The organism is Aquabacterium sp. A7-Y, from assembly GCF_026153205.1.
In the GTDB taxonomy this organism is placed as follows: domain Bacteria; phylum Pseudomonadota; class Gammaproteobacteria; order Burkholderiales; family Burkholderiaceae_C; genus Caldimonas.
In genome coordinates, this window is the sequence record NZ_JAPFBW010000026.1 from 46122 (window position 1) to 69928 (window position 23807).

Sequence of the window (23807 nt, forward strand, 5' to 3'; positions counted from 1 at the left end):
GATGGCGCCGCAGTACCGGGCCACGCCGGCGCCCCCCGGTCAACGGGCCGGCCGCCGCTGCTCGGCGAGCAGCGCCCGCTCCGTCTCCAGCGCCCGGGCCAGGGCGGCCTGTCCGCTGGACCGGGCAGCGGCGATCAGTGTCTGGTCGAGCAGGTCGCGCTGCGCATGGCTGCCGCCGAAGCGGTGCGCGCGGTGGCGAATCGGGCGCAGCAGCTCCACCGTGCGCGCGGGCTGTCCCGCCACGAACGCGAGGACGGCCTGCGTCGCCGGCGCACCGACCTCGCGAAGGAAACCCGCATTGTCGTCGTCCCGCTGCAGCGCTTCGGCTTGCGTCCGCAGCAACGTGTTCACCGCGTCTTCGCGGCCAGCGCAGGCGAAGGCCATCGCTGCATGCAGGTCGTTGAAGGCGTAGTTGCCGCTCGCCGCTGCCGGCGCCCAGCGCTCGGCCAGCGATTGCCAGCGAGTGCCGACGTCCACACCGCGCAGCTGCAGCCGCCAAAGCAGTGCACAGCCGTCGAGCAGCTCCATCACCAGTGTCGGCTGGTGCCCGTCGATGGGGCCATCGAAGATCTCCAGCACCGCATCGTGGTCGCCCTGCTCCAGGTGGTACAGCGCGAGGTGCCACCAGTTGTGGACGGCGAGAAAGCTGTCTCGCTGCCAGGCCGGGTTGCCGCGCATCCACGCGATGCCTTCGTCGCGCCGGCCCTGCATCTCCATCACGTGCGCCACCGCATGCTGCGCCCAGGCGTCCGCCGCCTCGAGCGCTACCGCCTCGCGACCCAGGCGCTCGGCACGCGGGTAGTCGCCGGTTTCCTCCAGGCCGAAGGCGTACATGCCGAGCACCGCGTGGTAGCCCGGCAAGCTCGGGCTCCACTCGGGGAAGGCCCGGGCGATGCGGTCGCGCAGCATGCGCGAGTCGCCGGTGAAGAAGTCCAGCTGCTGGCCCACCTGCAGCGCGAGCGCGTCGCGCGGACAGTCGACGCTCAGGTCCTCCAGCGTGCGCGCGGCGCCGCGCCACTGCCCGTTACAAAGCAGCTCGATGGCGCGCAGGTGGTACGCCTCGCGCTCGTTGTGCGGCAAGGCCAGGGCCGTCGCACAGGCGTCGCGGGCTACGGGCAGCGCAGCGGCCTCGGTGCCCAGCAGGTGCAGCCAGGCACGCAGCACATGTCCCATGACCAGCTCGGGGGACGCCGCAAGGGCGGCATCGACCGTCGCGACAGGATCGCCGGAAAAGCAGCGCAGTTCGTGCTGCCCGCGTTCGAGCAGGTCCAGTGCCTTGGTGTTGCAGCCGGACAGTTCATGGTCGGTGGCGTCTTTCATGTCTCTTGCCCTCCAAGGTTCAAGCGCGGGTCGCGCCCAGACAGTGACATGATGCGGAGGGCGCAGCGATGCACTAAAGTCATCTCGGCAAGAAACCGGACATTTCCGCCAATGCCGACCCCATCTGCCCTCGTTTCGGACGCCCCCCTCACGGTGGCGCTGCTCGCGGTACCGGATAGCACCGCGTCGACCTTGTTCGGCCTGTATGACCTCTTGATCAGCGCGCGGCGCGACTGGCAGATGCTGATGCACCGCGTCGAGGCCGCGGCGCCGCTGCGGCCGCTGATCGTGAGCCGCGACGGACAGCCGCTGCAGGCGGCGAACGGCGTCAACATCCATCCGCATGCCGGCTTCGATGACGGCATCCAGCCCGAGGTGGTCGTCATCACGGACCTGATGGTCCCGCCCTGGCAAACACTGGGCGACCGGTACGAGGTGGAGGCGCAGTGGATGCGCCGCCAGCACGCACGCGGCGCGACGCTCGCCTCGGCCTGTTCGGGTGCCGTGCTGCTGGCGCGCACGGGCCTGCTGGCCGGACAGGAGGCGACCTCACACTGGGGCTACTGCGATGCCCTCGCGCGCGAACATCCCGACACCCGCTGGCTGCCCGACAAGGCGCTGGTGACGAGCGGTGTCGGCCAGCGCCTGGTGATGGCGGGCAGCGGCACCAGCTGGCATGCCTTGGCGCTGTTCCTGATCGCGCGCTACGTCGGCGCCGAAGAAGCGATGCAGGTGGCCCGCCTCAACCTGCTGGACTGGGACACGACAAGCCCGCTCGCTTATGCCGCCATGGCGCGCACGACCCAGTTGGCCGACCCGGCCATCGGCCGCTGCCAGGAATGGGCGGCGCAGCACTACGACAGCGAGGCGCCAGTGGCAGCCATGGTGCAGATGAGCGGACTGCCGGAGCGGACCTTCCAGCGGCGTTTCGTGCAGGCCACCGGGCTGACGCCGCTCGACTATGTGCACACCTTGCGGCTCGAAGAGGCCAAGCAGATGCTGGAAGCCGGGGACTTGGCCATCGAGTCGATCGCGCTGGAGGTGGGCTACCAGGATGCGAGCTTTTTCGGCCGGCTGTTCCGGCGCAAGCTCGGTCTGACGCCGGCGCAGTACCGGCGGCGTTTCGGAGCGCTGGCGCGCCGGCTGGCGAGGGCGGCGCGGGCACAAGGCCCGGGTTGAAAAGCCTGGATGGTCCGCAGCGGTTCCGCCAGTGGGCACTGGTTGCGTCAGAATGATGGCCCCGCGCTCTACGCACGGGACTGAAAAACTCGCGGTAGTGAAAACATGAAGTACTTCGGACACAACGCCCTCACGGCGGTCCTTGTCACCGTCCTGGCCGGCTGCGCAAGCGCGCCCCCGTTGAGTGAGGCCGGCGCGAGGGTCCGCGCCGTCACCGCCGAACAAGCGAAACAATGCAAGTTCGTGAAAACCGTCCAGTACACCGATCGGATTCTGGGCATGGGCAAGGACCCGACCGTGATGCGAGCCATCGGCGAGACCAACCTTCGCAACGAAGTCGGTTTGACGGGCGCCAACGCCTTCGTGGTCACCAAAAACGACAGCAACTGGTTCCTTGGGAACGTCGACTATCAGGCCGAAGCCTTCACCTGTCCTTCCTGAGTCTGCTCGTGCCGCGCCTGTTCGAGGGCGAAATCGGCGCGCTCACGGCATGCCGAACCCGACCAGCAAGCTGACGAAGAGCGCGATCGCCAGGATGGCGGACAGGCTCTTCCAGAACAGCACAGGGTGCCGCTCGATCAAGGGCGGACGCGCCCTGCTGAAGAAGGTCTTGTTGGGATGGCGCAGGTCGTAAACAAACTCCGACAAGGCCTCGTAGCGCCTGAGCGGGTCGGGGTGCACGGCTTTTCTGAGGACGGCGTCGATCCAGACCGGGATCTCGCGGTTTTCGTCCAGCACCGACTCGTAGTGCAGTTTCCTCTGCGCGGACAGTGTCCGGGCCTTCGCGACCTCGACGCCGTACGGCAGCCGGCCCGACAGCATCTGGTAGGTCATCACGCCCAGTGAGAACAGGTCGGAACGGGCGCTCCCGGCTTCTCCCAGGAAGTACTCGGGCGCCGTGTATTGGGCGGTCCCGAGGATCTGGGTCCGCTCGAGCGGACTGGCCATCTCGGTGATGCCCGCCACGCTGGTCGCGCCGAAGTCGATGATCTTCACCGTGCCGGTCTTGTCGATCACGATGTTCTCCGGCCTCAGGTCTTGGTGCAGCATCTCGAGGCGATGGAAGGCCTGCAGCCCTTTGGCGATCTGCTCCACGATCCCGCGCACGGTTTCGAGGTCGGGCCGGGGGTTGTCGATCATCCACTGCGCCAAGGTCTGGCCATCGATGAACTCGGTCGCGACATACAGACAGCTGCGTTCCCGCGTGGGCCGGCACGGCTTCAACACATGCGCGCTGTTGATGCGCCGCGCGACCCACTCCTCCATCAGGAAACGCTCGAGGTAGGCCGGGTCGGCCTGGAGATCCACCGAGGGGGTCTTGAGGATGACCAGCCCATCGGTCTCGATGTCGACCGCGAGATAGATGTGGCTGCGGCTGCTGCCATGCACCTCTCTGACGATCCGGTACCCGTCGACGACCGTCCGCGCCTCCAGGATCGGCGGAAGGGGCAGTTCCGACAATTGACGATGGATCTCCCTGGCATCCTGGCTGCTGGGCAACTCGTCGATGACGACAATCTGGACGGTCAGGTTGTCGGCGCTGCCTCGCTGATAGGCCTCCTCGACGAGGCTGCGGGCAGCCCGGTCGAGGTCGCCTCGCCCGCCTTGCACCGCAGCGGCCAGGAAGGCCGCGTCGAGATGTTCGTACACGCCGTCTGAGGCGAGCAGGAACACGTCGCCCTTCTCGACCTGCAGCGCCTGGTAGTCGATCTCGATCTGCGGCTTGAAGCCCACCGCGCGGCTCAGGTAGCTTCGCCCCTCGGCAACACGCACCCGGTGATCCTGCGTGAGCTGTTCGAGCGCGCCGCCGTGCAGGCGGTAGATGCGCGTGTCGCCCACATGGAACACATGGGCGGTGGTGGACTTGAGGACCAGCGCGCTCAGGGCACAGACATAGCCCCTGTCCTGGTCGTAGCGGTAAGGGCTTTGCTGAGTCCGCGAATGCAGCCAGGAATTGGTCGCGGTCAGTACACGCTCGACCGCCTTCTTGACCGACCAGGCGTCCGAGGTGCAGTAGTAGTCGTCCAGAAAACCCATGACCGCGAACTCGCTGGCGATCTGGCTGACCGAGCTGCTGCCGATGCCGTCGGCCAGCGCGATGGCGATGCCTTTGGAGCTCAGCAGCGGCTCCTTCGGCACCGAGACGCCATAAAAGTCCTGGTTGACCTCCTTGCGGCCCTTGTCGGAATGTTGACCGACCGAGATCCTCAGCTTGTTGCTCATGTCGCTATCGAAAAAAAAAGGCCGTGCGGCCTCGCGGAGTGTCAGCATGCCGGGCGCCTTATCGCGCGTGTCCATTTACAGTAAATAGGATATTCGTCAGGAAGCCCCGGACAGAGTTTTGTTCTGCATTTATTCAAATGCAAACCAGCCCGCCTCTGTTGCAGGCGCGCTGAGCGGGTTCCCTACCGGGCCGCGGAAGGCACGCTTCGGCGGGCTCCGCCGGCTTGTGTTGATTCGGTCACGATATATTGGCGCGCGGCAAAACGGTTCCCGGCGGAAGGCGGCGCCGTCCCCAGCGACGTTTCAGGATTCGTAGCAGAATAGAGCCCGTGTCCCCACGGAGCGCACGATGAGCAGCATCCCTCCCATCAGCGAAGCGAGCATGCAGGCGGTCGAGGACCGGTTTCCCGAGCTGGCGGCCATGGCCGGCCGAGCAGCGCATGAGCGCGCGTTGACCCAGACCGGTCGTGTGGTGATGAAGTCGGCCAACGGCATGCTGGTGGAAGCACGTGCGAACGGCGCGATCCGGGTCATCAAGCCGCTGCCTGCCACCACGCCGGTGGCGCGAGGGCTGGTCCTGACGCGCAAGAAGGCCGGTCACGGCGCCCGGTGACCCAGGCCCAAGCCAGGTTGCGGGTTTTCGCCGGGCCCAACGGCTCCGGCAAGAGCACGATCCACAGTGTGCTGCGCAAGGAGTGGATCGGCATTTACGTCAACGCCGACGACATCGAGAGGACCCTCAAACGGCAAGGTCGGCTCGACCTCGGTGAGTTCGATCTCGAGACCCAGGCATCCGACCTGATGCTGCCACTGCAGGCCTACCTTCGAACCTCGGCCCTGCTGACCCAACACGGACTCGACGGCATCGCGGAGCGGCTTCATCTCGAAGGATCGGCGCTGCATCTGCCAGCGGGAGAAATGAATTCCTATGTCGCCGCGGTGCTGGCCGACTTCATCCGGCGCGAACTGCTGCGGCAGGGCCTGTCCTTCACCTTTGAAACGGTGATGTCCTCGCCGGACAAGATCGACTTCATGCACGAGGCGCAGGCGCACGGCTACCGCACCTATCTGTACTTTGTCGCCACCGACGACCCCGCCATCAACATCGAGCGAGTGCGCCTGAGGGTGAGCCAGGGTGGACACGCCGTGCCGGACGACAAGGTGCTCCAGCGATACCAGCGCTCCATCGGCCTCCTCGACCGAGCCTGCAGCGCCGCCAACAGGGCCTACATCTTCGACAACTCCGGCGAGGCGCATGAGCTGATCGCCGAAGTGACCGACGGCGAGACCTTGACGGTACACGTGGACGCCCTGCCCGCCTGGTTCACCCGCACCACCTTGTGGCAGTCGTTCGAGCCGACCAGCGACACCCGGTCCGAGGCCGGCTGATCTCGCGCAAACCTGAGCTGTGGGTCGGGCCAGTTCCTCAAGCAGAAAGTCGATGAAGACGCGCACCCGGTGCGGCTTGCCCGCGCACGGGTCGCGCGCACGCCCGAGGACCCGGCATACCCCGCAGTCGCGGGGGGCGGGAACGCAGGCACACACCTAGATTGGAACGGTACGAGGTGCAGGGCTGCAAGAAGCCCGTACCACGCTCTTCTCCGCGTCGAATAGCGGCCGGCGAATGATAGCTCTGCACCTCAACAGGACGTCGCACTCGCCTCCGTGTCGACCGAGAGAGGAACCGACATGCCATCGCCGAAGCACTTCCTGCACCGGTTTGCATGGACCGGCTGCGCACACCCCGCGTCGAGCGCCTGCGCCTGTCTGCTGCTGGCAGCCACCCCCAGCTGGGCCCAGGATGTCTACATCGGCCCCGGCGAGCAGTACATCGACGAGGTTCCCGAAGGCAGCACCATTTTCCAGAGCCTCTATCTCTTCGAGAACGACGGCCGCTACCTCAAGCAGGGCGGCGGCACGATGGAGTACCAGGGCGTCGGCGGAACGCAGTTCATCAACCGTGGCCACTTGCGAGTGGCTCAGGGCACGCTCGGCTTCTTGCTCAATACCGGCAGCGCGACCTGGGACAACCGCGGCCTGGTCGAACTGGCGCCCGGCAGCCAACTCGACATCCAGGTCGAACGCTACAACCATGTGTACCAGCGCGGCACCGTACGTATCGGCCCGAACGCCCGGTTCTCGATCTCGATGTTCGCCTCTCCGCTGGAAAGCAGCGGCACCTGGGAGATCGCACGCGGCGGCCGGCTCGATATCACCGGCTGGAGCGACTACTACCACAGCCCCTACCCCGGAGACAGCTACACCGGCACGCTGCACAACCAGGGCCGGGTGTCCTTCCTGAGGGGCACGGCGACGTTTTCAGCCGGCGCGACCATAGCTGGCGGTGAGGTGCAGGTGCTGCATGGGTCCAAGCTGTTGGTGGAGGCGGACCTTCGCCTGGGCGCCCTGCGCGTCGATGAAGCGATGCCCCACGAGTACGCACCGCCCATTGCCAGCGTCGTCCAGGCGGGCGGCGCGGTCCACGTGGGCGAGCTGAGGTGGGGCCAGGGCCTGCTGTCGGCCAGCGGCCCCATCACCGTGAGCGGCCTCGCCCATCTTTCGGCCGGCGCCTACCGTCCCGGCCCCAACGGCAGCGACCTCTACGACAAACGCCTGGACACGGAGCTGCGCATGGACGGCGGCGGCCGCTGGGACGGCGATGCCGACATCACCGGCACCGGCAGCATGCACGTGGCCGCCGGCGCGGTGTTCGAAGACCTGCACACAGCGGACGGACGCGACGACGGCGGCGGGCCGGTGCCGCTGCGTGTCGCCCTCGGCAGCTTCGACAACCGCGGCACCTTCCTCAAGACGGGCGCGGCGGCGACCCGCATGGCCACCCCGTTCTCCAACACCGGCACGGTGCGGGTGCAAGACGCCGGCACCCTCACCTTCACCCGCCAGCTCGACAACCCCGGAACGCTGGAGGCCGTGCGCTCGCGTATCGTGGTATGGGGCGGCTTGGTGCAATTGCGCCACACCGCCTTCGAGGGAGGCGTGTCCACCGAGTTGACCGGCGGACGCCTGAGGGCCGACGGCGGCACCATCCTGCTGAATGTCGGCGAGGCGTCCAACGACCCCGACTGGCGTCCGCGACTCGGGTACAACGCCGGTGCACTGGTCTACAAAGGCGCGGCCAGCCGGATCACCACCTCCTGGCTGGGCGACGAAGTCGACTTGCTGTTTCGCTCGCTGCACAACGACGGCCAGCTGAGCGTTCTCGATGACGCCCGACTGCCGGAGGGCTTGCATTTGAGGAATACCGGGCGGGTCGAGATCGATGAGCGCAGCCACGTGCACGTCAGCTCCTACGATCAGGGCAGCTACATCAACCAGCACGACATCCGCACCCTGGTGGCCGGCACGCTGGCCGCCACCTACAGCATGAGCTTCAGCCAAGGCACGCTGGGTGCCGGACTGGGCGAGGACATCGGCATCGCCCGCCTGCTCGGCGCCGACGTCTGGCTGTCTGCCAGCTCCGTGCTGGATCTCGACATCGCCTCGGCCGTCAGCTTCGACCGCTTCCTGCTGGACCATGCACTGCGCCTCTCGGAGGAAGCCAGCCTGTTTGCCGAGTTCGACCTCACTGGCCCGGTCGTCGGCCGATACCGCATCGTCGAAGCGGCGGGAGGTGTGATCGGCAGTTTTGCCTCGCTGCGGACCAATCTGGACGCGAGCGTCTATCACTGGAGCGTGGTCTATGGCGACGACTACGTCGAGCTGGCGGTGTCCACCGCGCCTGAGCCCGGCACCTCTGCCTTGCTGGCGGTAGGCCTGCTCGGCGTGGCCGCGCTCAGCCGCCGGCGAACGCCTTTGGTAAAGCGCTGAAAGGGTTGAACAAGGCGATGCATCCGCGCGGTCCGCAAGCACAACAGCGCGGCAAGCGCGACCGCCGCAAGCAACTCGGCCGAGGGCCAATCGGCGTAGGACGGATAGGCCGCGCGGTGGGCCAGTTGGTACAGCCCAATGAACCCGGGGATGCTGAGTGCGAACCCGCACACCCGCCACCCCGTTTTGCCGTCTCGTCGTCTGGCGGGCGGGGAAACCAGGGGCTGCGGCGCGACGGCGAGGATCAAAAGCCCGACCACCAGGGGCAAGTGCCCGATCGCGTCCAGGGGGCCGGCAAGCGGAATGGCGCCGAGCAACAAGGCCAGCAGGACGATCGACGAAACCTGCGACGACACGCGACCGAAGACGACGAGGAAGGCCAGACAGAACTCGACGAAACCGGCGGCCATCACGAAAAAGCGATGGTCGATACCGACGGCAATTTGCCTCAGCTCGTGATTGAGGACGTCATAGGACCAGGCTGGATAGACCCATTTCTCGACGCCGACCCACATCAGGCTGAAGCCGACGGACAGCCGAAGGACCGCGGGTGCGACCGTGCTTCGCCGAGACGAGCCGAACGCATGCAGTGCAAGATGGACCGAGATGCCCAGGAAGTAGAGGTAGTCGAGCAGGTGGAACCATCCATAGATCCACGCCGAGTAGGCATAAAGCAGGAGCAGGCCGGACAGTCCGATGCACACGGTGCGGCCCCACAACACGGTCAGCGCTATCACGAGCTGGACAGCGGGCACCCAGGGCGCCCCACTGAAGAGCTCCGGAGTCAGGATGAAGGGACGGTACGCCGCATACCAGGCAACAGACGCAAAGTAGACCGCGACACCCCCGCGCAGGAAAAGCGCCGCCCCCGACGCGTCGGCCAGCGCAAGCGGCCCCCTGCCCCGAAAGTCGTAACGCGCCACCGCGCGATCGATCCAGAAGACCCCGGCCATGACGACCAGCGCTGACAGGTACAAGCCCATGAACAGGGGCATCGCAAGGACATCGGACATCTCCAGCGGCGTCGTGACGCAATTGACGACCTTGGAGAACCACTTGACGTGCGCCTCCGCTCCAAGAGGCACCGCTGCGAGAGCACCAGCCGCTCCCCATGGCAGAACGCGCGGGACCCGGCGCAAGCTGGATTCGCTCTGCATTCGAACACTCCTTTGCGCGAGGCCGAGCGGCGCCACCGACCCGAGACGAGCCGCTTCTTTTCACCCAGTTCCAGTTGGCTCTCGTCGCTGCCCCTGTACCGAGAGCGGCACACCGGCAGTTGCTCAGGAAGATCTGCAGCCGGTCCTTGCGAAGTGACTGAAGCATGAACCTGAGGAGACCCAGTGACAATGATCCCTGTCGGAAGCGGTTCAAGGCACCAGACGCGTAAATCACCGCGCCACGGACACCAGGGCGGGATGGCGGCGCTGTGGAGCAGCGCGGGCGCGGAAACTGCCGGAGCGCATGGTGTGACTTCGGATCGCTGTACGAAGATGCGCCTCACGGCGACCGCGCCAGGCCGGCCGCGGTGATCCTGCAAGGCATTTTGGACAAGCGCAGCGCATGAAGATCCAACTCCAGGTCCGAAGCGGCCCGACCACCGGTACAGGGGAACCGGCGACCGGCACGTTCACGTCCCGCCCCTATGGCTCTGCCCCACCACGCCCGTCGGCGGCGCAGCAGGAGATGCCGACGCGCACCTCGTCCTCGGCCCAACTCGCGCCACGCGGGGCGCTGCCGGCGGCATCGTCCCGGGACGCCGGTGCTGCTGCTGAGCGCTCCGCGACCTCGCCGTCGGCACTCATCGATCAGGAGTCGAAGCTGGAAAAAAAGCAGCGCGAGAAAGTGGCGACCACGGCCAATGACATCGCGTTGTGGCAGGCGGGTGACTGGTCGCCCAACGGTTGCGTTCCCGTCGGTGCATGGCTCAGCCAACGCAAGGTGGCGAAGGCTGATGAAGAGCTGAGGACGGATGCCCTCGACTGCAAGCAGTCCACGCGCAACATCGCGGTGGCTGGCGGCCTGTTGAGCCGCGACGAGCTCAGGGCCTACGAAGGGCTGGCTGGCGAACGCGATCTCAGGAGAACCGGGCGCGACCTGGTGCCCGAAAACAGTCCGCAGATCAAGGGCCCCGAGGCGTTCAGGAACTTGCCGCCAGGCTTTGCCATCAGTTTCGAGCCGCCCAGGGGGGTAGACGGCCCCTCGCGCACGAAACACTCGATGCTCAGTCTGGGCGAGGGTTATGCGGTCGGCAGCAACAACGGCTGCATCGACCCGCCGTCCGGCACCCCCGGCTTCTACAGCAAGATCGATCTCGCGCAGCCCGAGCTGTGGCTGCCGGACGGTCGTTTCAAGGGCGGCAAGAGCGCGGAGCATGTCGCCCAACATCCGGAAGACAGCTTCCAGGTGCACGTCAGCCCCATCAGTCAGTTCGCGACGCGGGTGAAGACCCAGGTGAAGGCCGAGCGCTAAGCGGCCTCCGACGGGCGGTCTGGCTCGCTGCAGTGAAGGCAACACCTGTTGCTTCACTGCTGAACCTCGAGTATCAGAGGTAGGTCAACAAGCTGCTAGAGCTGCAAGAGATCGGGGATCCGCACATCGGGATTCACATCGGCGTCATAGTCGACACCGCTCATCTCGAATCCGAAGAGGCGCAGGAACTCGGTCTTGTAGCCCGCGAAATCAGTCAGCTCATAGAGCCTGTCGGTGCTGACCTGATTCCACAGCTCGCGCACTCGCGCCTGGGTTCCCGGATCGAGCTCCTTGTAGTCTGTCCGAAAGCGCCCTTCTTCGTCGATGCAGGGTGACTTGCCGCTCAAGCTGTCGTGGTACAGGGCGTGGATCTGCTCGATACAGCCCTCATGAGTTCCTTGCTCCTTCATGACCTTGAACAGCAAGGACAGGTACAGCGGCATGATGGGGATCGCCGAGCTGGCTTGGGTCACCACGGCCTTGAGCACGGAGACCCGGGCGTCTCCGCCCTTCACCGCCAAGCTGTCCCGGATGGCAAGTGCGGCCCGGTCGAGATCTTTCTTGGCGGCTCCGATCGAGCCGTTCCAGTAGAGATCGCGTGTGGTGTCTTCGCCGAGGTAGGTGAATGCGGTGGTGGTGGCGCCGTCGGACAACACGCCGGCCGCGAGAAGCGCATCCATCCACATCTGCCAGTCTTCACCGCCCATGACCGCCACGGTGCCGTCGATTTCCTCTTGCGTGGCGGGCTGCAACGTCGTCTCGTTCACCACTTCCTTGTCCGTGTCGATACCGCGCACGGTGATCGCTCGTCCTATCGGTTTCAGGGTCGAGCTGAACACCTTTCCTGTTCGGGGGTGGGTCCGCCTCGGCGCGGCGAGGCTGTAAACCACCTGATCCACCTGACCGAGATCTCGCTGGATGAGATCGATGGTCCTTTGCTTGGTCTCGTCGGAAAAGGCGTCCCCGTTGATGCTCTTGGCGTACAGGCCCTCATCGGCCGCGTACTCGTGGAAGGCCGCCGTGTTGTACCAGCCGGCGGTGGCGGGTTTGCTGTCGGTCCCCGGGCGTTCGAAGAACACCCCCAAGGTAGCGGCACGGCAGTTGAACGCTGCCGTGATCCGAGCCGCCAGCCCATACCCGGTGGACGCGCCTACCACCAGAACCTTCTTCGGGCCGCAGGGGATGGTGTCCTTGGCTTTGACGTATTCGATCTGCTGCTTGACGTTGGTCCTGCAGCCAAGGGGGTGGGCAGTCACGCAGATGAAGCCGCGGACGCGCGGTTTGATGATCATGAAGACCTCGATCGTCTGATTTTTTCGGCGACGCCCACGTCAACCTGTGGTGCGAACGCATGGAGCAGAAGCCCCTGGCAGTGTAAGCGCCGGGGAACAGGTGCCAGGCCGACCTGGCGCAGCCGCTTCTGCCCCCCGATGATGCGTCGCTGGCGGCTCGCATCCAGCGCGAGTACCGTCCTCTCCTGCGCTCTACAAACTGCACGGAGACATTGCGATCCAGCTGCATCTGCGGCCCATCGACTACCGCGCTTCGCGCCGGCAAGTTCGTGGGCCTGCCCGCCTTCCCCTGCCGCCGCGCTCGGTCGTATCCTTACCCCCCACAAGGATCAGTACAAAACCAACCCATGCCCCGCACCCCTACCCCACCCGATGCAGACGCCCGTATCGGCAAGAAGATCGAATACGTCGCCCGTCGCCTGGGCGATCACCTGCAGGCCGAAGGCTTCGAGCGGCATGGCCGCACCCTGGTGCGGACGCGCGGCGAGGGGCACGGGCTGCACCGGCAGATCCTCCACCTGCAGGGCAGCAAGTGGAACGAGGGCAGCTACGGGGGCTTCTACGTTGCGCTGTCGGTGCTTTTCCCCAAAGTGAACGCCAGCGTCGCGACCATGCCCTCCCAGGCATGGCGGGCCGATGGCGCCGACTCGATCGACGAGGCAGCGGGGCAGGTGCGCGAGCGCCTGCACGAGGTGTTGCCGCCCGAAGGCCGGGCCTGGCCGGGCTGGCACGACTTCGGCGAGGTGCGCATCGAGAAGCACTGCGACCTTGACGCCCTGGCGTCCGACCTGCACGGGCTCCTCATGCAGGGCGCACTGCCCTGGTTCGAACGCCACGGCCGGCTCGAAGCGGTCCGCGATGGCGCCGGCATGCTGGGTGGCAACATGCTGGACGTCCTGTGCGCCGCCGCATGGCTGGGGCCTGACGGCGACGCTGAACGTCTGCTGGCGCAGTTTGCGCCGAGGCTGAAGGAAGGCCGTATTGCACCGGTCAACGAGCTGGCCGCGTGGCTGCGCTCGCTGGCGTTGGACCCGGCGCCGCTGCTCGGCGCCTAAGGATTCACCGGTTCGCACCTCTCTCCGGGAGGCCGAGATGCGTTCGGCGTCCCCCAACTTGAGGCCTGACCCAGGTCGCAAGCACAGATACAAGGCCCTGAAGCTTCACAAGGGCCCGCGCATCAGCGAAACCACCACCTCCCGAAGCCAGCGATGACCCGCGTGGCCGTGGCTGCGCTCGTGCCAGACCATTCCCACCGGAAAACCCTCCACCGGAATCGGAGGAGCGACGCTCTTCAGCTTGCCGGAGCGGCCGGCGACCAGCCGCTCTGGAACGAGGGCCACGAAGTCGGACTGCGACACGATCTCGGGCACGGACAGGAAGGACGCCGCGGACAGCACCACCTTGCGACGCAGGCCCAGGGCCGCGAGCGTCTCATCCACAGGCGTGGTGAAACCTCCGGCCAAGGAAACGATCACGTGCTCCAGTCGGACAAACTCCCGGGCCGTCATCCGCTCCTTGAGCGCAGGATGGTTGCGACGGCCGATCAACACGTACCGTTCGTCGAACAGATGCCTGCTGCGCAGACTCCGCGGGGCAGCGTCGGGGGTCATCAGCACAAGGTCGACATCCCCGCGCACCATCTGGGCCTCCAGCTGCTGCAGATCCAGGTGGCGCAAGGCCACCCGCACCCCCGGCGCCTTCTTTCTGAGCGCGATCGCCAGCGGCTTGACCACCGCGACCTGGAGATAGTCGGTGCACGCGATCGTGACCGTCAACTCGGCCTTCGATGGCTCGAAGCGTTTGTGCTCCTCGACGGCGGCGCGCACCTGATCGAGCGCCAGGCGAAGCGGGCCGAGCAGGTCGAGCGCCTTTGCGGTCGGCGTCATGCCCCGCTGCGCCGGGATCAGCAGCGTGTCCTCGAAGAGGTCGCGCAACCGGCTCAGTTGAGCGCTCACCGCCGGTTGGCTCAAGTGCAGACGGGCGGCCGCCTTGGTGACGTTCTGCTCCACGAGCAAGGCCTCCAGCGTCACGAGGAGGTTGAGGTCAAGCCGCTTGCTATCCATGCGATGGATAGTAGCCAATCCATCTTCCGATTTCACCAATGGGCGGCTGCCGGCCAGACTGGCGCCATGGATCACCTGCTTCTATCAGGAGCGCCTCAGGAGAGTTGTCGATGAAAAAGGTCTTGATCGTTTTTGCCCATCCGGAGCCCACATCCTTGAACCACCAGCTGGTGGAAACGGCCGTACATGTCTTGCAGCAAGATGGACACGAGGTGCTGCTGTCCGACCTTTACAGCATGGGCTGGAAAGCCGTCTTCGACGAGCAGGACTTCCCCCTTCGGGCTCATCCGCAGCGACTGTCGTTCATCGAGGAGTCGGGCCACTCGTACGCGGTGGGACGGCAGGCGCCCGACATCGCCGCGGAGCAGCAGAAGGTGCTGGCCGCCGACGCATTGATCCTCCAGTTCCCGCTGTGGTGGTTCGGCATGCCGGCCATCCTCAAGGGCTGGATCGATCGCGTCTGGGCCCGCGGGCTGGCCTACGGCTACGAGGGCGCGGGCAACCGCTACCGCTATGGCGACGGCGCATTCAAGGGCAAGCGGGCCCTGGTGTCTGTCACGGTCGGCGGCCCCGCGGTGGACTACTCGCCGCGCGGCATCAACGGTCCGCTAGAGCAATTGCTCTTCCCGATCACCCACGGCACGCTCTTCTACCCCGGGATGGACGTGCTGCCTGTCCACGCCGTCTATGGCGCCGCGCAGCTGAGCGCTCAGGGAGCCGAGGTGGCCAAGGCGCAATGGGCAGCGCGACTCGAGCGGATTTTCGATGACACGCCGACCCCGTTCCGCCGCCAGAACGGCGGCGACTATCCGGACGGCCATGTGCTCGCCCCCGATATCGCGAGCGGACGGAGCGGCTTGCTCGCCCACGTCGCAGACCAGGGGGCCTTGGCGCCAATGAAGCCTGCCGGCACCTGAACGAGCCGCGCCAGAGCGGACATCCGTCCTCATCCTTGAGCCGAGCGCCTTGGCAGACAACAAATCCGACATACGGCCCGGCTTCACCGCGGCTCGGAGAATCGGACCGACGAGAAGAAGACATCGAACGCGCCTTCGTTCTGCCTGTACGCTGCCGTTGCCTTCGCAGCGCCGCGCGTAGAGGCAGAACCGCATTGGACGTTCCAGGCATAGCCCGGGGTTTGGGAAAGGTAAGTCTTCGAGACGTAGTCGGCCGTGCTTGCACCCGTTCTTTCCGATGAAGTCGAAGCGGCCCAGTAGGCAAGGCTGTCCCCCAGCATCGCCTGACCATGGGCCGTTATAGCGACGGGAACCCCTGTGTGGCTGCCGAGGCGGTCGGCAAAGCCTGCTGCGTCGAGAGGCCGGCTGGCATAGGCGTCGTTCAGCTCCTGCTGGGTGTACTTGCGGAAACGCGCAGGCAGTTCATGTCTGTCGATGCGACACCGCACGGCCACAGTAGCGTCGCTGTCACTTGCCGGCCTGATGGACACGCCAACACGCCCCGGCTCCTCCTTGACGTGATGTTTCCAGCGGTCAGGAACCGAGAACGCGACACCGACAGCGGGAAGCGATACATCCCCTGCATCGGCATGAGCGTGAGCAAAGAGGGCGACGACGATCGCGAAGGCGTGATGGCAGGTGGGGGGAGGCACAGCAAACTCTCCGGTGGGGCGTCTCCGTCAATAGGCTGACGCCAAAGCCGTTGATTCTGCTCGGCCCAAGGCCAGTGCGCAAACGCCGAGCCCATTCCCTTGAGCGGAACACTGGCGGCATCAGGTCTTGGTCGGGTCAGCGGTGTGTGTGGTCAGGCTGATACGCATCGAAAAAGGATGGCCGCACCTGCTTGACGTAAAAGTGAAGAGTCTTTACAGTTCGCCTTCTCGCTGCAGTGAATGCGGCGAGGACGACTTCAAAACATCCCAACACCGAAGAGTTCATCGTGCACCGCCAAGGCCACATCGCAAACAGCTCACTGCCCCTGCAGGGCCAGTGCCGGTTCGTGCGCGCCGCCTCTGGCAAGGCCAAGGCGGTCCTCACGTTGAACGAAAAACGGCATCCGCTCCAGAGCCAGCGAGCGACTTGGTCGCTGGGCGACGAGGATGGGAAACATCCGGGCGAGGGAGGCGCGTAAGGCGCACACCCTCCACTCGATCACAGGTCGAGGCCCGGATTCCGAAAGGATCCGGGCCTTTTTTGCTTTTCCGAGCCGGTCGGCAACCGGCTCACTGCCGCGTCCCACGCAGGACGCACCGGTGCGCCATGGCGCACCGGACTGCTCTTTGACAAGTTGCCGCGAACACGCCTGCACCACTGGGTGCGGCCCGTGTTCGCACTCAGCGGATATAGCTCAGCAGGCAGCGCCCGGTCACGCCATGGCCGAGGCCCCGAGTTCGATGCCCGGTATCCGCTCCATGACATCTCATTGCGGGTGTGTTCCGGTGCGCTTGCGCAGCGAGAGCACTTCACGGCCGGGAACCGCGGTCGTGCTGGAGCACAGCCGCAATGAAATCGCGACCCCCACGTCGACGAGCACGTGTTCCGCTTCGCGCAGCACTGGGCGGACACCTGGTGCTCGAACCCGGCGTTCTGGCTCGAGGTGGCCGACACGCCAAACGGATTGAAGCTTCTGGAGATCAACGCCATCAACTCCAGTGGCTTCTACGCCTGCGACATGGGGAAGTTCGTGAACGCCATCAATGCCCTGGTCTGAAGGAGCCGTCCGTGCGCTCTTTCCTGCCTGCGGCGGGTATGCCGAAGGAATCGCGCCTCAGTGGATGCACTGCAGGCGCTCATGAATCTGCTGTGGAAGGCGATCGCTCACAGGCCAGGGGCTCGGGCTGATGCTCTGCCCCGCCGGTGTGCGGTGTCCGGACCGCAAGTCTGTCGTCGCCGCACATGCCGCGCCGCCGGAAGCAGCCGATACGGGTCATCGAGGGTTCGCACTGCAAGGTGCCGGGTTCGACTCCCGGATGACCGAAAGCTTGGATAGCTCAGTGGGTAGAGCAACGCACACCTCATGCGTCTGTCACGGGTTCGACTCCCGTTCCAAACCAGCAAGGGCCGCAAGGCCACCCGCCGAACGTGGGCCGCAGGATGGGCCCATCAGCGGCGGCCGCTCCGCACGACGGGCAAGCGGGGCTCCGCGTCCAGGGCCAGCCGAGGCGGTCTCGATCGGGAGGGAGACCGCCGACGCGCACCCTGGCACCCGGGCCCTGGCATTCGTCGTCCGCGGCCGCTGCTGTAACGGCACCCATTTCATAACAACCGACACGCCAGACCACAAGGAGAACCGACATGAAGATCAAGCGTGTGACCGTCAAGAAAAACGAGCGCGGCCTGCTGCTGCGCAACGGAGATTTCGAGCGCGTGCTGCAGCCGGGCACGCACTGGCTGTTCGACGGCATGGACCAGCTGCGCGTGGAACTGTTCGCACAGGAACAGCCCGCGTTCACCCATGCGCTGGTGGACTACCTGATGGCCAAGGAGCCCGAGGTGGTCACCGCCGAGTTCGTGCGCGTGGAGCTCAACGAACACCAGGTGGGCCTGCGCAGCGAGAACGGCGTGCTGGTCGAAGTGCTGCCGCCGGCGACCCGCAAGCTGTACTGGAAGGGGTTGGTGGATGTTCGGGTGGAGGTGATCGACATCGCCGACTCGGCCGAAGCGCCGGCGTCGGTGGTGGCGCGCCTGGTGCAGACCCAGCTGCGTCAGCGTGCCGTGCAAGGACTGGCCGGCGTGCTGCAGGTGCAGGTGCCCGAGTACGGCGCCGGCATCGTGTGGATCGACGGCAAGATCGCCCGCGTGCTGGGGCCCGGCTCGTACGCCTTCTGGAAGTTCAACCGCAACGTCGTGGTGGAGCTGGTGGACCTGCGACTGCAGGCGGTGGAGGTGTCGGGCCAGGAGATCCTGACCCGAGACAAGGTGGCCCTGCGCCTGAACCTCTCGGCCACCTGGCGCTTCACCGACGTGCTCGCCGCCTACACCCGGCTGGCCAAGCCCGCGGAGCACCTGTACCGCGAGCTGCAGCTCGGCCTGCGTGCGGCCGTCGGCACGCGTTCGCTCGACGACTTGCTGGAGAACAAGCGGGTGATCGACGAGGTCGTGACCGCCCAGGTACGCAGCAAGCTCTCGGCTTATGGGCTGGAGCTGGACGGCGTCGGCGTGAAGGACATCGTGCTGCCTGGCGAGATGAAGACCATCCTCGCCCAGGTGGTCGAGGCCGGGAAGTCGGCCGAAGCCAACGTCATCCGTCGCCGTGAAGAAACCGCCGCGACCCGCTCGCTGCTCAACACGGCCAAGGTGATGGAGGACAACCCCGTCGCCCTGCGCCTGAAGGAGCTGGAGACGCTGGAACGCGTGGCCGAGCGCATCGACAAGATCTCGGTCTTCGGCGGTCTGGACCAGGTGCTCAACGGTCTGGTGAAGCTGCGTTGAGCACGCTCCGGGATGCAGCTTGCAGGGCGCCGGAAGGCGCCCTTTTTTTCTTGTTGGCTCGGGGCGCCTCTACACTGCCGGTATCCAGGAACATCGAGACAGGGAGAAACCTCGCGATGCAGGCGCCAAATGTCCCGCCGGGCCGCTACCGGCACTACAAGGGCCAGTTCTACGAAGTCATCGGCGTTGCGCGCCATTCCGAAACCGAGGAGTGGCACGTGGTCTACCGAACGCTCTATGGCGACATGAGCCTGTGGCTCAGGCCGGCCTCGATGTTCACGGAATCGGTCGAGGTGGACGGCCGGCAAATCCCCCGCTTCGAGCGCGTGGACGACCGGTAGCTGGCGCGCTTCCCTGCAATGGCACACCAGTCCCCCTGTCATCAGCCCGCGCCACGCCCCGCCGCCCCTTGCCATGATGCCCGTGTCCGCCTTGCTCGCCGCCCTTCGGTCGGCGGGCCTCCCCACCGCTGACGCCGCCGCCGCGGCACTCGCCCCCCGTTTCGTGCCGCAGGATCTGGCCCGGTCCACGCCCTTGTTGCGCCAAGGGGAGGTCTGGCGCTTCGCCTTGGTCGTCGAGACCGGCCTGGTGCGCATGCACTTCCTGCGCCGTGACGGCCGCGAGTTCAACAAGAACTTTTTTGCCGAAGGCGCCTTGGTGTGCCCGGTGACACCCGCGATGTGGACCGGGCCTTCGCTGTTCGGCATCACCACCATCGAAGCCACGCGCATCTGGCGCTGCGACGCCGAGGAGTTTCGCGAGGGTTTGGCCGCACACGGCCAGTGGTCGCCCTTGCAAAGCGAACTGCTGGTGAAGCTGCTGACGGGCAAGCTGCAGCGTGAACACGACCTGTTGGCGCTGGACGGCCGGCGGCGCTACGAGACCTTCTGCCAGCGCTTCCCGCATCTCGCCGCCCGCGTGCCGCTGGTGCATCTGGCCACCTACCTGGGACTGACCGACGTGTCGCTGTCGCGCCTGCGTCGCGCTCAGCGCGAGAGCGCGCCCGTGGCCTGACCTGATCATTTGTTAAGGCACGGTCGGCCCGCTGCCACGAAGCTCTCGCTCAGCGCGCTGACGCTGAAAAAGGAGTGAACCGTGAAGCATCCAAGGACCGTCGCAGCCACCCTGGGCACGGCCGCCGCCGTCGCCACCATCGCCGTGTGGGCGCTGTCAGCGCGTACCGAGGCGGACATCGCCGCGCACCGAAACGGTCTGGAGAAGCAGGGAGCGGCCGCGGCCAGCCGGCCGCCGAGCGCCGACCAGGTATCGGCCCTGCCGGCGCCGGTGCAGCGTTTTGTCCGATTCACCTTCCCCGGGCCCGTGCCCTCGTTCACACATGTCGAACTCGACATGGAGGGACGCTTCCGCCGCCCCAAGACGACCGATTTCATGCCGACGACGGCGAGCCAGTCGGTGGCAGTCGCCACGCCGGCCCTGGTGTTCGCGGCCACCACGCCTATCCTGCCTGGTGTGTGGGCGCGGGCCTACGACGCGTATGTCGACGGCAGGATGGAGATGAAAGCCAAGATCATGTCGGCCGTCGCGGTGGTCGACGAGGTCTCGACGCCGGAGCTGGACCGCATTTCGCTGCGCCGCTGGCTGCTGGAGAGCCCGCTATATCCGATGGCCCTGTTGCCCGGCGGCCCGGTGCGCTGGGAGCCGGTGGACGAGCATCGCGCCCGTGCCGTGGTCGAGTACCGCGGCATGACGGCGTCCCTGATCGCGACCTTTGGGGCGGACGGCCGGCTGACGCGCTTCGACGCCGAAGCCGATGGCGACCTCGACACGCCGTATCACGGCTCGGGCGAGCATGTGGCACGCGACGACTACCAGCCGGTCGAGGGCATGATGATCCCGATGAAGTTTGTCATCGCGCGGGCAGCCGGCGGGCAGGTGTACCCGTTCTGGGAGGGCCGGGTCACGCGCATTCGTTTTGCCAAGGCCGGCGCCTGATCGCCGCGGGCGCCCTCGCGAGCGCCGCCGCGCTGAGAGGGCCGCCGCCCCCCCCCGTTCGCTCCGTGAGTGACCTCGGGCGATCCTTCAGGCGCGCTGCCTGCCTTGCGCCCTGCGACGAGCCAGCAAGGCAACGACGCCACCGAGCATCAGGGCATAGGTGCTGGGCTCCGGCACGGGCCCCAGCGGCGTGAAGACGTACCAGGCACCGCCGCCATAGTCACAGCCAAACTGGCAGGGTGTGGCAGTGACTCCGAGCGTATACGTCGTGTTCGCCTCCAGCAGCAGCCTCACCTGCCCCTCCGCGCGTTGACTTCCTGTCGTCGAATCCCTGTGCCCGATACCAGGGACGTAGCTGTCCCAGCTGATCTTCGCGCCGTTGAGCGTGAGCACTTCGAAGTTGTCGCCCGGGAAACCGATGTCCTCCAGCTTGAGCTGGACCCATTGTTGCTGCGCTCCGGTGACCAGACGCCAGGTGTCAATGTAAGGGTCACCCGGATAGATGGGGTCCCACCCCCATGTGATATAGCCGGCACCTCCGGCATAAGGGTCGACGTCGATCACGTCGCCGGTGAACTCCTGCGCAACCGCAGGAAGCATGAACACGGCGGCAGCAGCAGCCGCGATGATTTTTCTCACTGCCATGGCATCCTCTCTGTTCGTTGGGGTTCATAGGCTGCGGGACTTTGACCGCGCAGCCGAAGCGACTATAGAGAGGAAGCGGAAAAAGGACTGTAAAGACTTACGCCCCCAGGGAGCCACGAGCCTTTGCAGCCCGCACTGGTCATGTAGTTCCTATTGCCAGCGATCATTTCTGTATTGACAGAAATACCAGAAAGGTTAAGCTCAAGGCCATGGAACTGACTGACACCGGACGTCGCTTCGTCCTGCATTGGGGCGAGATGGGTACCGCATGGGGCGTGAACCGGACAGTTGCGCAGATTCATGCCCTGCTGTTCTTTCACGGCCGGCCCTTGAATGCCGAAGAGATCTCGGCGACCCTCGGTGCGGCACGCTCCAACGTGAGCACCAGCTTGAAGGAGCTGCAGAACTGGAACCTGGTGCGGGTGACCCATGTGCTGGGCGACCGACGCGACTTCTTCGAAACGTCGCATGACGTATGGGAGCTGTTCCGAACCGTGGTGCGCGAGAGAAAGCTGCGCGAGTTCGACCCCACCGTCCGGTTGCTTCAACAGCTCACTGCCCAGCCGGGCTTCGAGAATGAGCCGGCCGATGTACAGGACCGCATCCGAGAGACCCTGCGTTTCATGGAGGCGCTCGAGTCTTGGAGCAGTGAGATGTTGCGGCTCTCTCCTGGCACCCTTGAAAAGATGCTTCGGATGGGCGCCGCGGTGCAGCGCTTCCTGCGTCCCTCTGAAAGCATGGGCGCCGACACGACTCCCTAAGAACACGTCAACCTTTTTTTGCCCCACCATTTCTGTTGAGACAGAAAATTCAGAAGGAAGGAATAAACGATCCCTAAGCCGCGCCTCCGTCTCGTCCTTCACCCTTAATTTCGCCCGTCGGGCAGCACGGCAGAGGTCCCTGCTCGACGCCACTCACCCTGCCCGAGCATTGCCATGGACACCCTTGTGTTTCTTCTGTCCCTCTTCCTTGCGGTCGTCGGTCCCATCATCGCCATCACCTACATGCGCCCCATCCTCTTGAAGGTGCTGCGAGGCTTGTGCCCCGCCGACTGCGGCGCCGAATTCTGGGTCCGATCCGCCTATCTGCTCGCCGTCTCCGGCACGCTGCTCCTGCTGCTCAGCTTCGGCCTGTTCGAACCCGGGACGGCGTGGGTCGAGTCGCTGCGTCGAACCCTCTGGTTGATCCTCACAGGCGTGTTCCTGACCATTGCCTTCATCGCACAGAAGGTCTGGTCTCAAGTCCAGGTGCAAGCCCCGAATGTGGACCAGGCGGCCGGCCAGGGACCGGCAGGAAACGAAGCATGAGAGTCTGAACACCAAGGTGCCGTGATGCAGACCTACCTGATCCTCAAATGGGTGCACATCGTCTCCAGTGTGCTGATGGTCGGCACCGGGCTGGGCTCGGCGTTTTACATGTTCTTCACGAATCGCAGCGGCGATGTGCGTGCCCAGGCTATCGTCAGCCGCCTCGTCGTCAGGGCAGACTGGTGGTTCACAGCGCCGACTGCGCTCATCCAGCCGGCCACCGGCATCGCCATGGCGCATCTGGCGGGCTGGCCTCTCGGCACGCCCTGGCTCGCCACCTCCATCGCTTTGTACGTCGTCGCGGGCGCGTGCTGGCTGCCGGTGGTCTGGCTGCAGATCCGGATGGCTTCGCTGGCCCAGGAGGCGGCCCGATCCGGCACGCCGCTGCCCACCCAATACGGGCGATACGCCACGTGGTGGGAGGGACTCGGGTATCCGGCCTTCTTCGCGATGGCAATCGTCTTCTTTCTGATGGTCAACAAGCCGGCTCTCTGGTGAACGCAAAGAGGGCGGCGATGAATCGGCCGAGTTGCCGACCGAAAGGCTGAAATGCGAAACCACCTCCATCGTGCAAGGTCCGTCGCCTTACCGGCAGACAGCGGCATTGCCCACTTGTATGAGGATGCCCATCTGGCGGATGCGTTCGCCATCGCACTGCCGCCGTCGGCGACCGAGGACATTGAAGCATTGGCTCGCTCCGCGCTCGGCAATCCGGCACCCTGGTCCCGTGTGCTCCTGGCGCTGCGCGACGCAGCAATGACAAGATTCGGTGTGAAGACCTCCGAGCAGATCCGCGCCAAGCTGAGTCAAGATGGCGTCGAATGCATCGACTTCTTCCGGATCTGCAGCCGGTCGAGCCGTGAGTTGGTCCTCGGCGAAGACGACGTGCACCTGGACTTCAGAGCGTCCGTGCTGCTACAGCCCCGGCACGGCGGGCCGGGCCATGAACTGGTGGCGACGACCGTCGTGCACTGTCACAACCGACTGGGCCGCGCCTATCTGGCGCTGATCGCGCCGTTTCATCGCCTCATCGTTCGGTCCACCCTGTCCAGGGCGGCAAGTCGGGGGTGGCCCGTCCGCGTCGACCGCTGATGCGCCATCGCGTCGGGCGGCCAGGCGCCAAGTTGCCTCGCTCGATGA

General features: G+C 65.8%; 24 protein-coding genes and 2 tRNA genes. 19 read left to right on the forward strand and 7 right to left on the reverse strand.

Features of this window, described 5'->3' with window-relative positions; genetic code table 11:
- Positions 1-39: 39 nt before the first annotated feature.
- Entirely contained in the window at positions 40-1320 is a 1281-nt protein-coding gene (locus tag OOT46_RS21615; RefSeq protein WP_265405700.1) for a tetratricopeptide repeat protein, read from the reverse strand.
- A gap of 111 nt (positions 1321-1431) precedes the next feature.
- Between OOT46_RS21615 and OOT46_RS21620 the strand changes: the two genes are divergently transcribed.
- Together OOT46_RS21620 and OOT46_RS21625 are read left to right on the forward strand one after the other, a co-directional pair.
- Entirely contained in the window at positions 1432-2499 is a 1068-nt protein-coding gene (locus OOT46_RS21620; protein WP_265405701.1) for a GlxA family transcriptional regulator, read from the forward strand.
- Between the two features lie 105 nt (positions 2500-2604).
- Positions 2605-2940, forward strand: a complete 336-nt coding sequence (locus OOT46_RS21625) for a hypothetical protein (protein ID WP_265405702.1) — start codon at positions 2605-2607, stop codon at positions 2938-2940.
- A 42-nt stretch (positions 2941-2982) separates the two neighbouring features.
- On the opposite strand, the gene OOT46_RS21630 is transcribed toward OOT46_RS21625, so the two are convergent.
- Positions 2983-4770, reverse strand: a complete 1788-nt coding sequence (locus tag OOT46_RS21630) for a bifunctional protein-serine/threonine kinase/phosphatase (RefSeq protein WP_265405703.1) — start codon at positions 4768-4770, stop codon at positions 2983-2985.
- A gap of 301 nt (positions 4771-5071) precedes the next feature.
- Here OOT46_RS21630 and OOT46_RS21635 point away from each other — a divergent pair, with 301 nt between their 5' ends.
- The 3 genes from OOT46_RS21635 to OOT46_RS21645 all read left to right on the forward strand — a co-directional run bounded on the left by OOT46_RS21635 (position 5072) and on the right by OOT46_RS21645 (position 8550).
- A complete protein-coding gene (locus OOT46_RS21635; protein WP_265405704.1) occupies positions 5072-5335 on the forward strand; it encodes a hypothetical protein in 264 nt (87 codons plus the stop codon).
- Positions 5332-6111: a zeta toxin family protein gene (locus OOT46_RS21640; protein ID WP_265405705.1), complete on the forward strand. Its 780-nt coding sequence runs from the start codon at positions 5332-5334 to the stop codon at positions 6109-6111. Before OOT46_RS21635 ends, OOT46_RS21640 begins: the two co-directional genes overlap by 4 nt.
- A 300-nt stretch (positions 6112-6411) precedes the next feature.
- Complete coding sequence (locus OOT46_RS21645) at positions 6412-8550, forward strand: PEP-CTERM sorting domain-containing protein (RefSeq protein WP_265405706.1); 2139 nt, start codon at positions 6412-6414, stop codon at positions 8548-8550.
- Here the strand turns inward: OOT46_RS21645 and OOT46_RS21650 are convergent.
- Positions 8433-9707, reverse strand: a complete 1275-nt coding sequence (locus OOT46_RS21650; protein ID WP_265405707.1) for a hypothetical protein — start codon at positions 9705-9707, stop codon at positions 8433-8435. The genes OOT46_RS21645 and OOT46_RS21650 overlap by 118 nt on opposite strands.
- 403 nt (positions 9708-10110) lie before the next feature.
- Between OOT46_RS21650 and OOT46_RS21655 the strand changes: the two genes are divergently transcribed.
- A complete protein-coding gene (locus OOT46_RS21655) occupies positions 10111-11019 on the forward strand; it encodes a hypothetical protein (protein WP_265405708.1) in 909 nt (302 codons plus the stop codon).
- A 95-nt stretch (positions 11020-11114) separates the two neighbouring features.
- Here OOT46_RS21655 and fabV read toward each other — a convergent pair whose 3' ends face one another.
- Positions 11115-12311 (reverse strand): enoyl-ACP reductase FabV, encoded by a 1197-nt coding sequence (gene fabV, locus OOT46_RS21660; protein ID WP_265405709.1) that lies wholly within the window; start codon positions 12309-12311, stop codon positions 11115-11117.
- Between the two features lie 347 nt (positions 12312-12658).
- Here fabV and OOT46_RS21665 point away from each other — a divergent pair, with 347 nt between their 5' ends.
- On the forward strand, positions 12659-13366 hold the full coding sequence (locus OOT46_RS21665) for a DUF4304 domain-containing protein (RefSeq protein WP_265405710.1): 708 nt from the start codon (positions 12659-12661) through the stop codon (positions 13364-13366).
- Positions 13367-13471: 105 nt separating this feature from the next.
- On the opposite strand, the gene OOT46_RS21670 is transcribed toward OOT46_RS21665, so the two are convergent.
- Complete coding sequence (locus tag OOT46_RS21670) at positions 13472-14449, reverse strand: LysR family transcriptional regulator (RefSeq protein WP_265405711.1); 978 nt, start codon at positions 14447-14449, stop codon at positions 13472-13474.
- Positions 14450-14484: 35 nt separating this feature from the next.
- Here OOT46_RS21670 and OOT46_RS21675 point away from each other — a divergent pair, with 35 nt between their 5' ends.
- Positions 14485-15291 carry an NAD(P)H-dependent oxidoreductase gene (locus OOT46_RS21675; RefSeq protein ID WP_265405712.1) on the forward strand — a complete coding sequence of 269 codons (807 nt, stop codon included), beginning with the start codon at positions 14485-14487 and terminating at the stop codon, positions 15289-15291.
- An 83-nt stretch (positions 15292-15374) separates the two neighbouring features.
- Here OOT46_RS21675 and OOT46_RS21680 read toward each other — a convergent pair whose 3' ends face one another.
- Entirely contained in the window at positions 15375-15983 is a 609-nt protein-coding gene (locus tag OOT46_RS21680) for a hypothetical protein (protein WP_265405713.1), read from the reverse strand.
- A 684-nt stretch (positions 15984-16667) separates the two neighbouring features.
- Here OOT46_RS21680 and OOT46_RS21685 point away from each other — a divergent pair.
- From OOT46_RS21685 to OOT46_RS21715, 7 genes are all read left to right on the forward strand, one after another.
- Positions 16668-16743, forward strand: a tRNA-Gly gene (locus tag OOT46_RS21685).
- A 121-nt stretch (positions 16744-16864) separates the two neighbouring features.
- Positions 16865-17041, forward strand: a complete 177-nt coding sequence (locus OOT46_RS21690; protein ID WP_265405714.1) for an ATP-grasp domain-containing protein — start codon at positions 16865-16867, stop codon at positions 17039-17041.
- 271 nt (positions 17042-17312) lie between these two features.
- Positions 17313-17384, forward strand: a tRNA-Arg gene (locus tag OOT46_RS21695).
- 241 nt (positions 17385-17625) lie between these two features.
- Entirely contained in the window at positions 17626-18762 is a 1137-nt protein-coding gene (locus OOT46_RS21700; RefSeq protein ID WP_265405715.1) for a slipin family protein, read from the forward strand.
- Positions 18763-18878: 116 nt separating this feature from the next.
- On the forward strand, positions 18879-19103 hold the full coding sequence (locus tag OOT46_RS21705) for a DUF1653 domain-containing protein (protein ID WP_265405716.1): 225 nt from the start codon (positions 18879-18881) through the stop codon (positions 19101-19103).
- A 73-nt stretch (positions 19104-19176) separates the two neighbouring features.
- Positions 19177-19776 (forward strand): Crp/Fnr family transcriptional regulator, encoded by a 600-nt coding sequence (locus OOT46_RS21710; RefSeq protein ID WP_265405717.1) that lies wholly within the window; start codon positions 19177-19179, stop codon positions 19774-19776.
- A gap of 81 nt (positions 19777-19857) precedes the next feature.
- Entirely contained in the window at positions 19858-20715 is an 858-nt protein-coding gene (locus OOT46_RS21715) for a DUF6920 family protein (protein WP_265405718.1), read from the forward strand.
- 87 nt (positions 20716-20802) lie between these two features.
- On the opposite strand, the gene OOT46_RS21720 is transcribed toward OOT46_RS21715, so the two are convergent.
- On the reverse strand, positions 20803-21360 hold the full coding sequence (locus OOT46_RS21720) for a PEP-CTERM sorting domain-containing protein (protein ID WP_265405719.1): 558 nt from the start codon (positions 21358-21360) through the stop codon (positions 20803-20805).
- 209 nt (positions 21361-21569) lie between these two features.
- On the opposite strand from OOT46_RS21720, the gene OOT46_RS21725 reads away from it, so the two are divergent.
- The 4 genes from OOT46_RS21725 (at position 21570) to OOT46_RS21740 (ending at position 23759) form a co-directional block, all read left to right on the forward strand.
- Positions 21570-22121: a GbsR/MarR family transcriptional regulator gene (locus OOT46_RS21725; RefSeq protein ID WP_265405720.1), complete on the forward strand. Its 552-nt coding sequence runs from the start codon at positions 21570-21572 to the stop codon at positions 22119-22121.
- Positions 22122-22295: 174 nt separating this feature from the next.
- A complete protein-coding gene (locus OOT46_RS21730) occupies positions 22296-22667 on the forward strand; it encodes a hypothetical protein (RefSeq protein ID WP_265405721.1) in 372 nt (123 codons plus the stop codon).
- 24 nt (positions 22668-22691) lie between these two features.
- Positions 22692-23165 carry a DUF2269 family protein gene (locus OOT46_RS21735; RefSeq protein WP_265405722.1) on the forward strand — a complete coding sequence of 158 codons (474 nt, stop codon included), beginning with the start codon at positions 22692-22694 and terminating at the stop codon, positions 23163-23165.
- Positions 23166-23279: 114 nt separating this feature from the next.
- Positions 23280-23759 carry a DUF2867 domain-containing protein gene (locus tag OOT46_RS21740; RefSeq protein WP_265405723.1) on the forward strand — a complete coding sequence of 160 codons (480 nt, stop codon included), beginning with the start codon at positions 23280-23282 and terminating at the stop codon, positions 23757-23759.
- The last annotated feature ends 48 nt before the right edge of the window (positions 23760-23807 follow it).

Excerpts from the sequence above, each read along its gene's own strand:
- OOT46_RS21735 (WP_265405722.1), top strand. The coding sequence starts at position 22,692 with ATGCAGACCTACCTGATCCTCAAATGGGTGCACATCGTCTCCAGTGTG.
- OOT46_RS21645 (WP_265405706.1), top strand. The coding sequence starts at position 6,412 with ATGCCATCGCCGAAGCACTTCCTGCACCGGTTTGCATGGACCGGCTGC.
- OOT46_RS21630 (WP_265405703.1), bottom strand. The coding sequence starts at position 4,770 with ATGCTGACACTCCGCGAGGCCGCACGGCCTTTTTTTTTCGATAGCGAC.
- OOT46_RS21615 (WP_265405700.1), bottom strand. The coding sequence starts at position 1,320 with ATGAAAGACGCCACCGACCATGAACTGTCCGGCTGCAACACCAAGGCA.
- OOT46_RS21700 (WP_265405715.1), top strand. The coding sequence starts at position 17,626 with ATGAAGATCAAGCGTGTGACCGTCAAGAAAAACGAGCGCGGCCTGCTG.
- OOT46_RS21665 (WP_265405710.1), top strand. The coding sequence starts at position 12,659 with ATGCCCCGCACCCCTACCCCACCCGATGCAGACGCCCGTATCGGCAAG.
- OOT46_RS21710 (WP_265405717.1), top strand. The coding sequence starts at position 19,177 with ATGATGCCCGTGTCCGCCTTGCTCGCCGCCCTTCGGTCGGCGGGCCTC.
- OOT46_RS21650 (WP_265405707.1), bottom strand. The coding sequence starts at position 9,707 with ATGCAGAGCGAATCCAGCTTGCGCCGGGTCCCGCGCGTTCTGCCATGG.
- OOT46_RS21705 (WP_265405716.1), top strand. The coding sequence starts at position 18,879 with ATGCAGGCGCCAAATGTCCCGCCGGGCCGCTACCGGCACTACAAGGGC.
- OOT46_RS21655 (WP_265405708.1), top strand. The coding sequence starts at position 10,111 with ATGAAGATCCAACTCCAGGTCCGAAGCGGCCCGACCACCGGTACAGGG.
- fabV (WP_265405709.1), bottom strand. The coding sequence starts at position 12,311 with ATGATCATCAAACCGCGCGTCCGCGGCTTCATCTGCGTGACTGCCCAC.
- OOT46_RS21725 (WP_265405720.1), top strand. The coding sequence starts at position 21,570 with ATGGAACTGACTGACACCGGACGTCGCTTCGTCCTGCATTGGGGCGAG.
- OOT46_RS21620 (WP_265405701.1), top strand. The coding sequence starts at position 1,432 with ATGCCGACCCCATCTGCCCTCGTTTCGGACGCCCCCCTCACGGTGGCG.
- OOT46_RS21635 (WP_265405704.1), top strand. The coding sequence starts at position 5,072 with ATGAGCAGCATCCCTCCCATCAGCGAAGCGAGCATGCAGGCGGTCGAG.
- OOT46_RS21720 (WP_265405719.1), bottom strand. The coding sequence starts at position 21,360 with ATGGCAGTGAGAAAAATCATCGCGGCTGCTGCTGCCGCCGTGTTCATG.
- OOT46_RS21625 (WP_265405702.1), top strand. The coding sequence starts at position 2,605 with ATGAAGTACTTCGGACACAACGCCCTCACGGCGGTCCTTGTCACCGTC.
- OOT46_RS21675 (WP_265405712.1), top strand. The coding sequence starts at position 14,485 with ATGAAAAAGGTCTTGATCGTTTTTGCCCATCCGGAGCCCACATCCTTG.
- OOT46_RS21730 (WP_265405721.1), top strand. The coding sequence starts at position 22,296 with ATGGACACCCTTGTGTTTCTTCTGTCCCTCTTCCTTGCGGTCGTCGGT.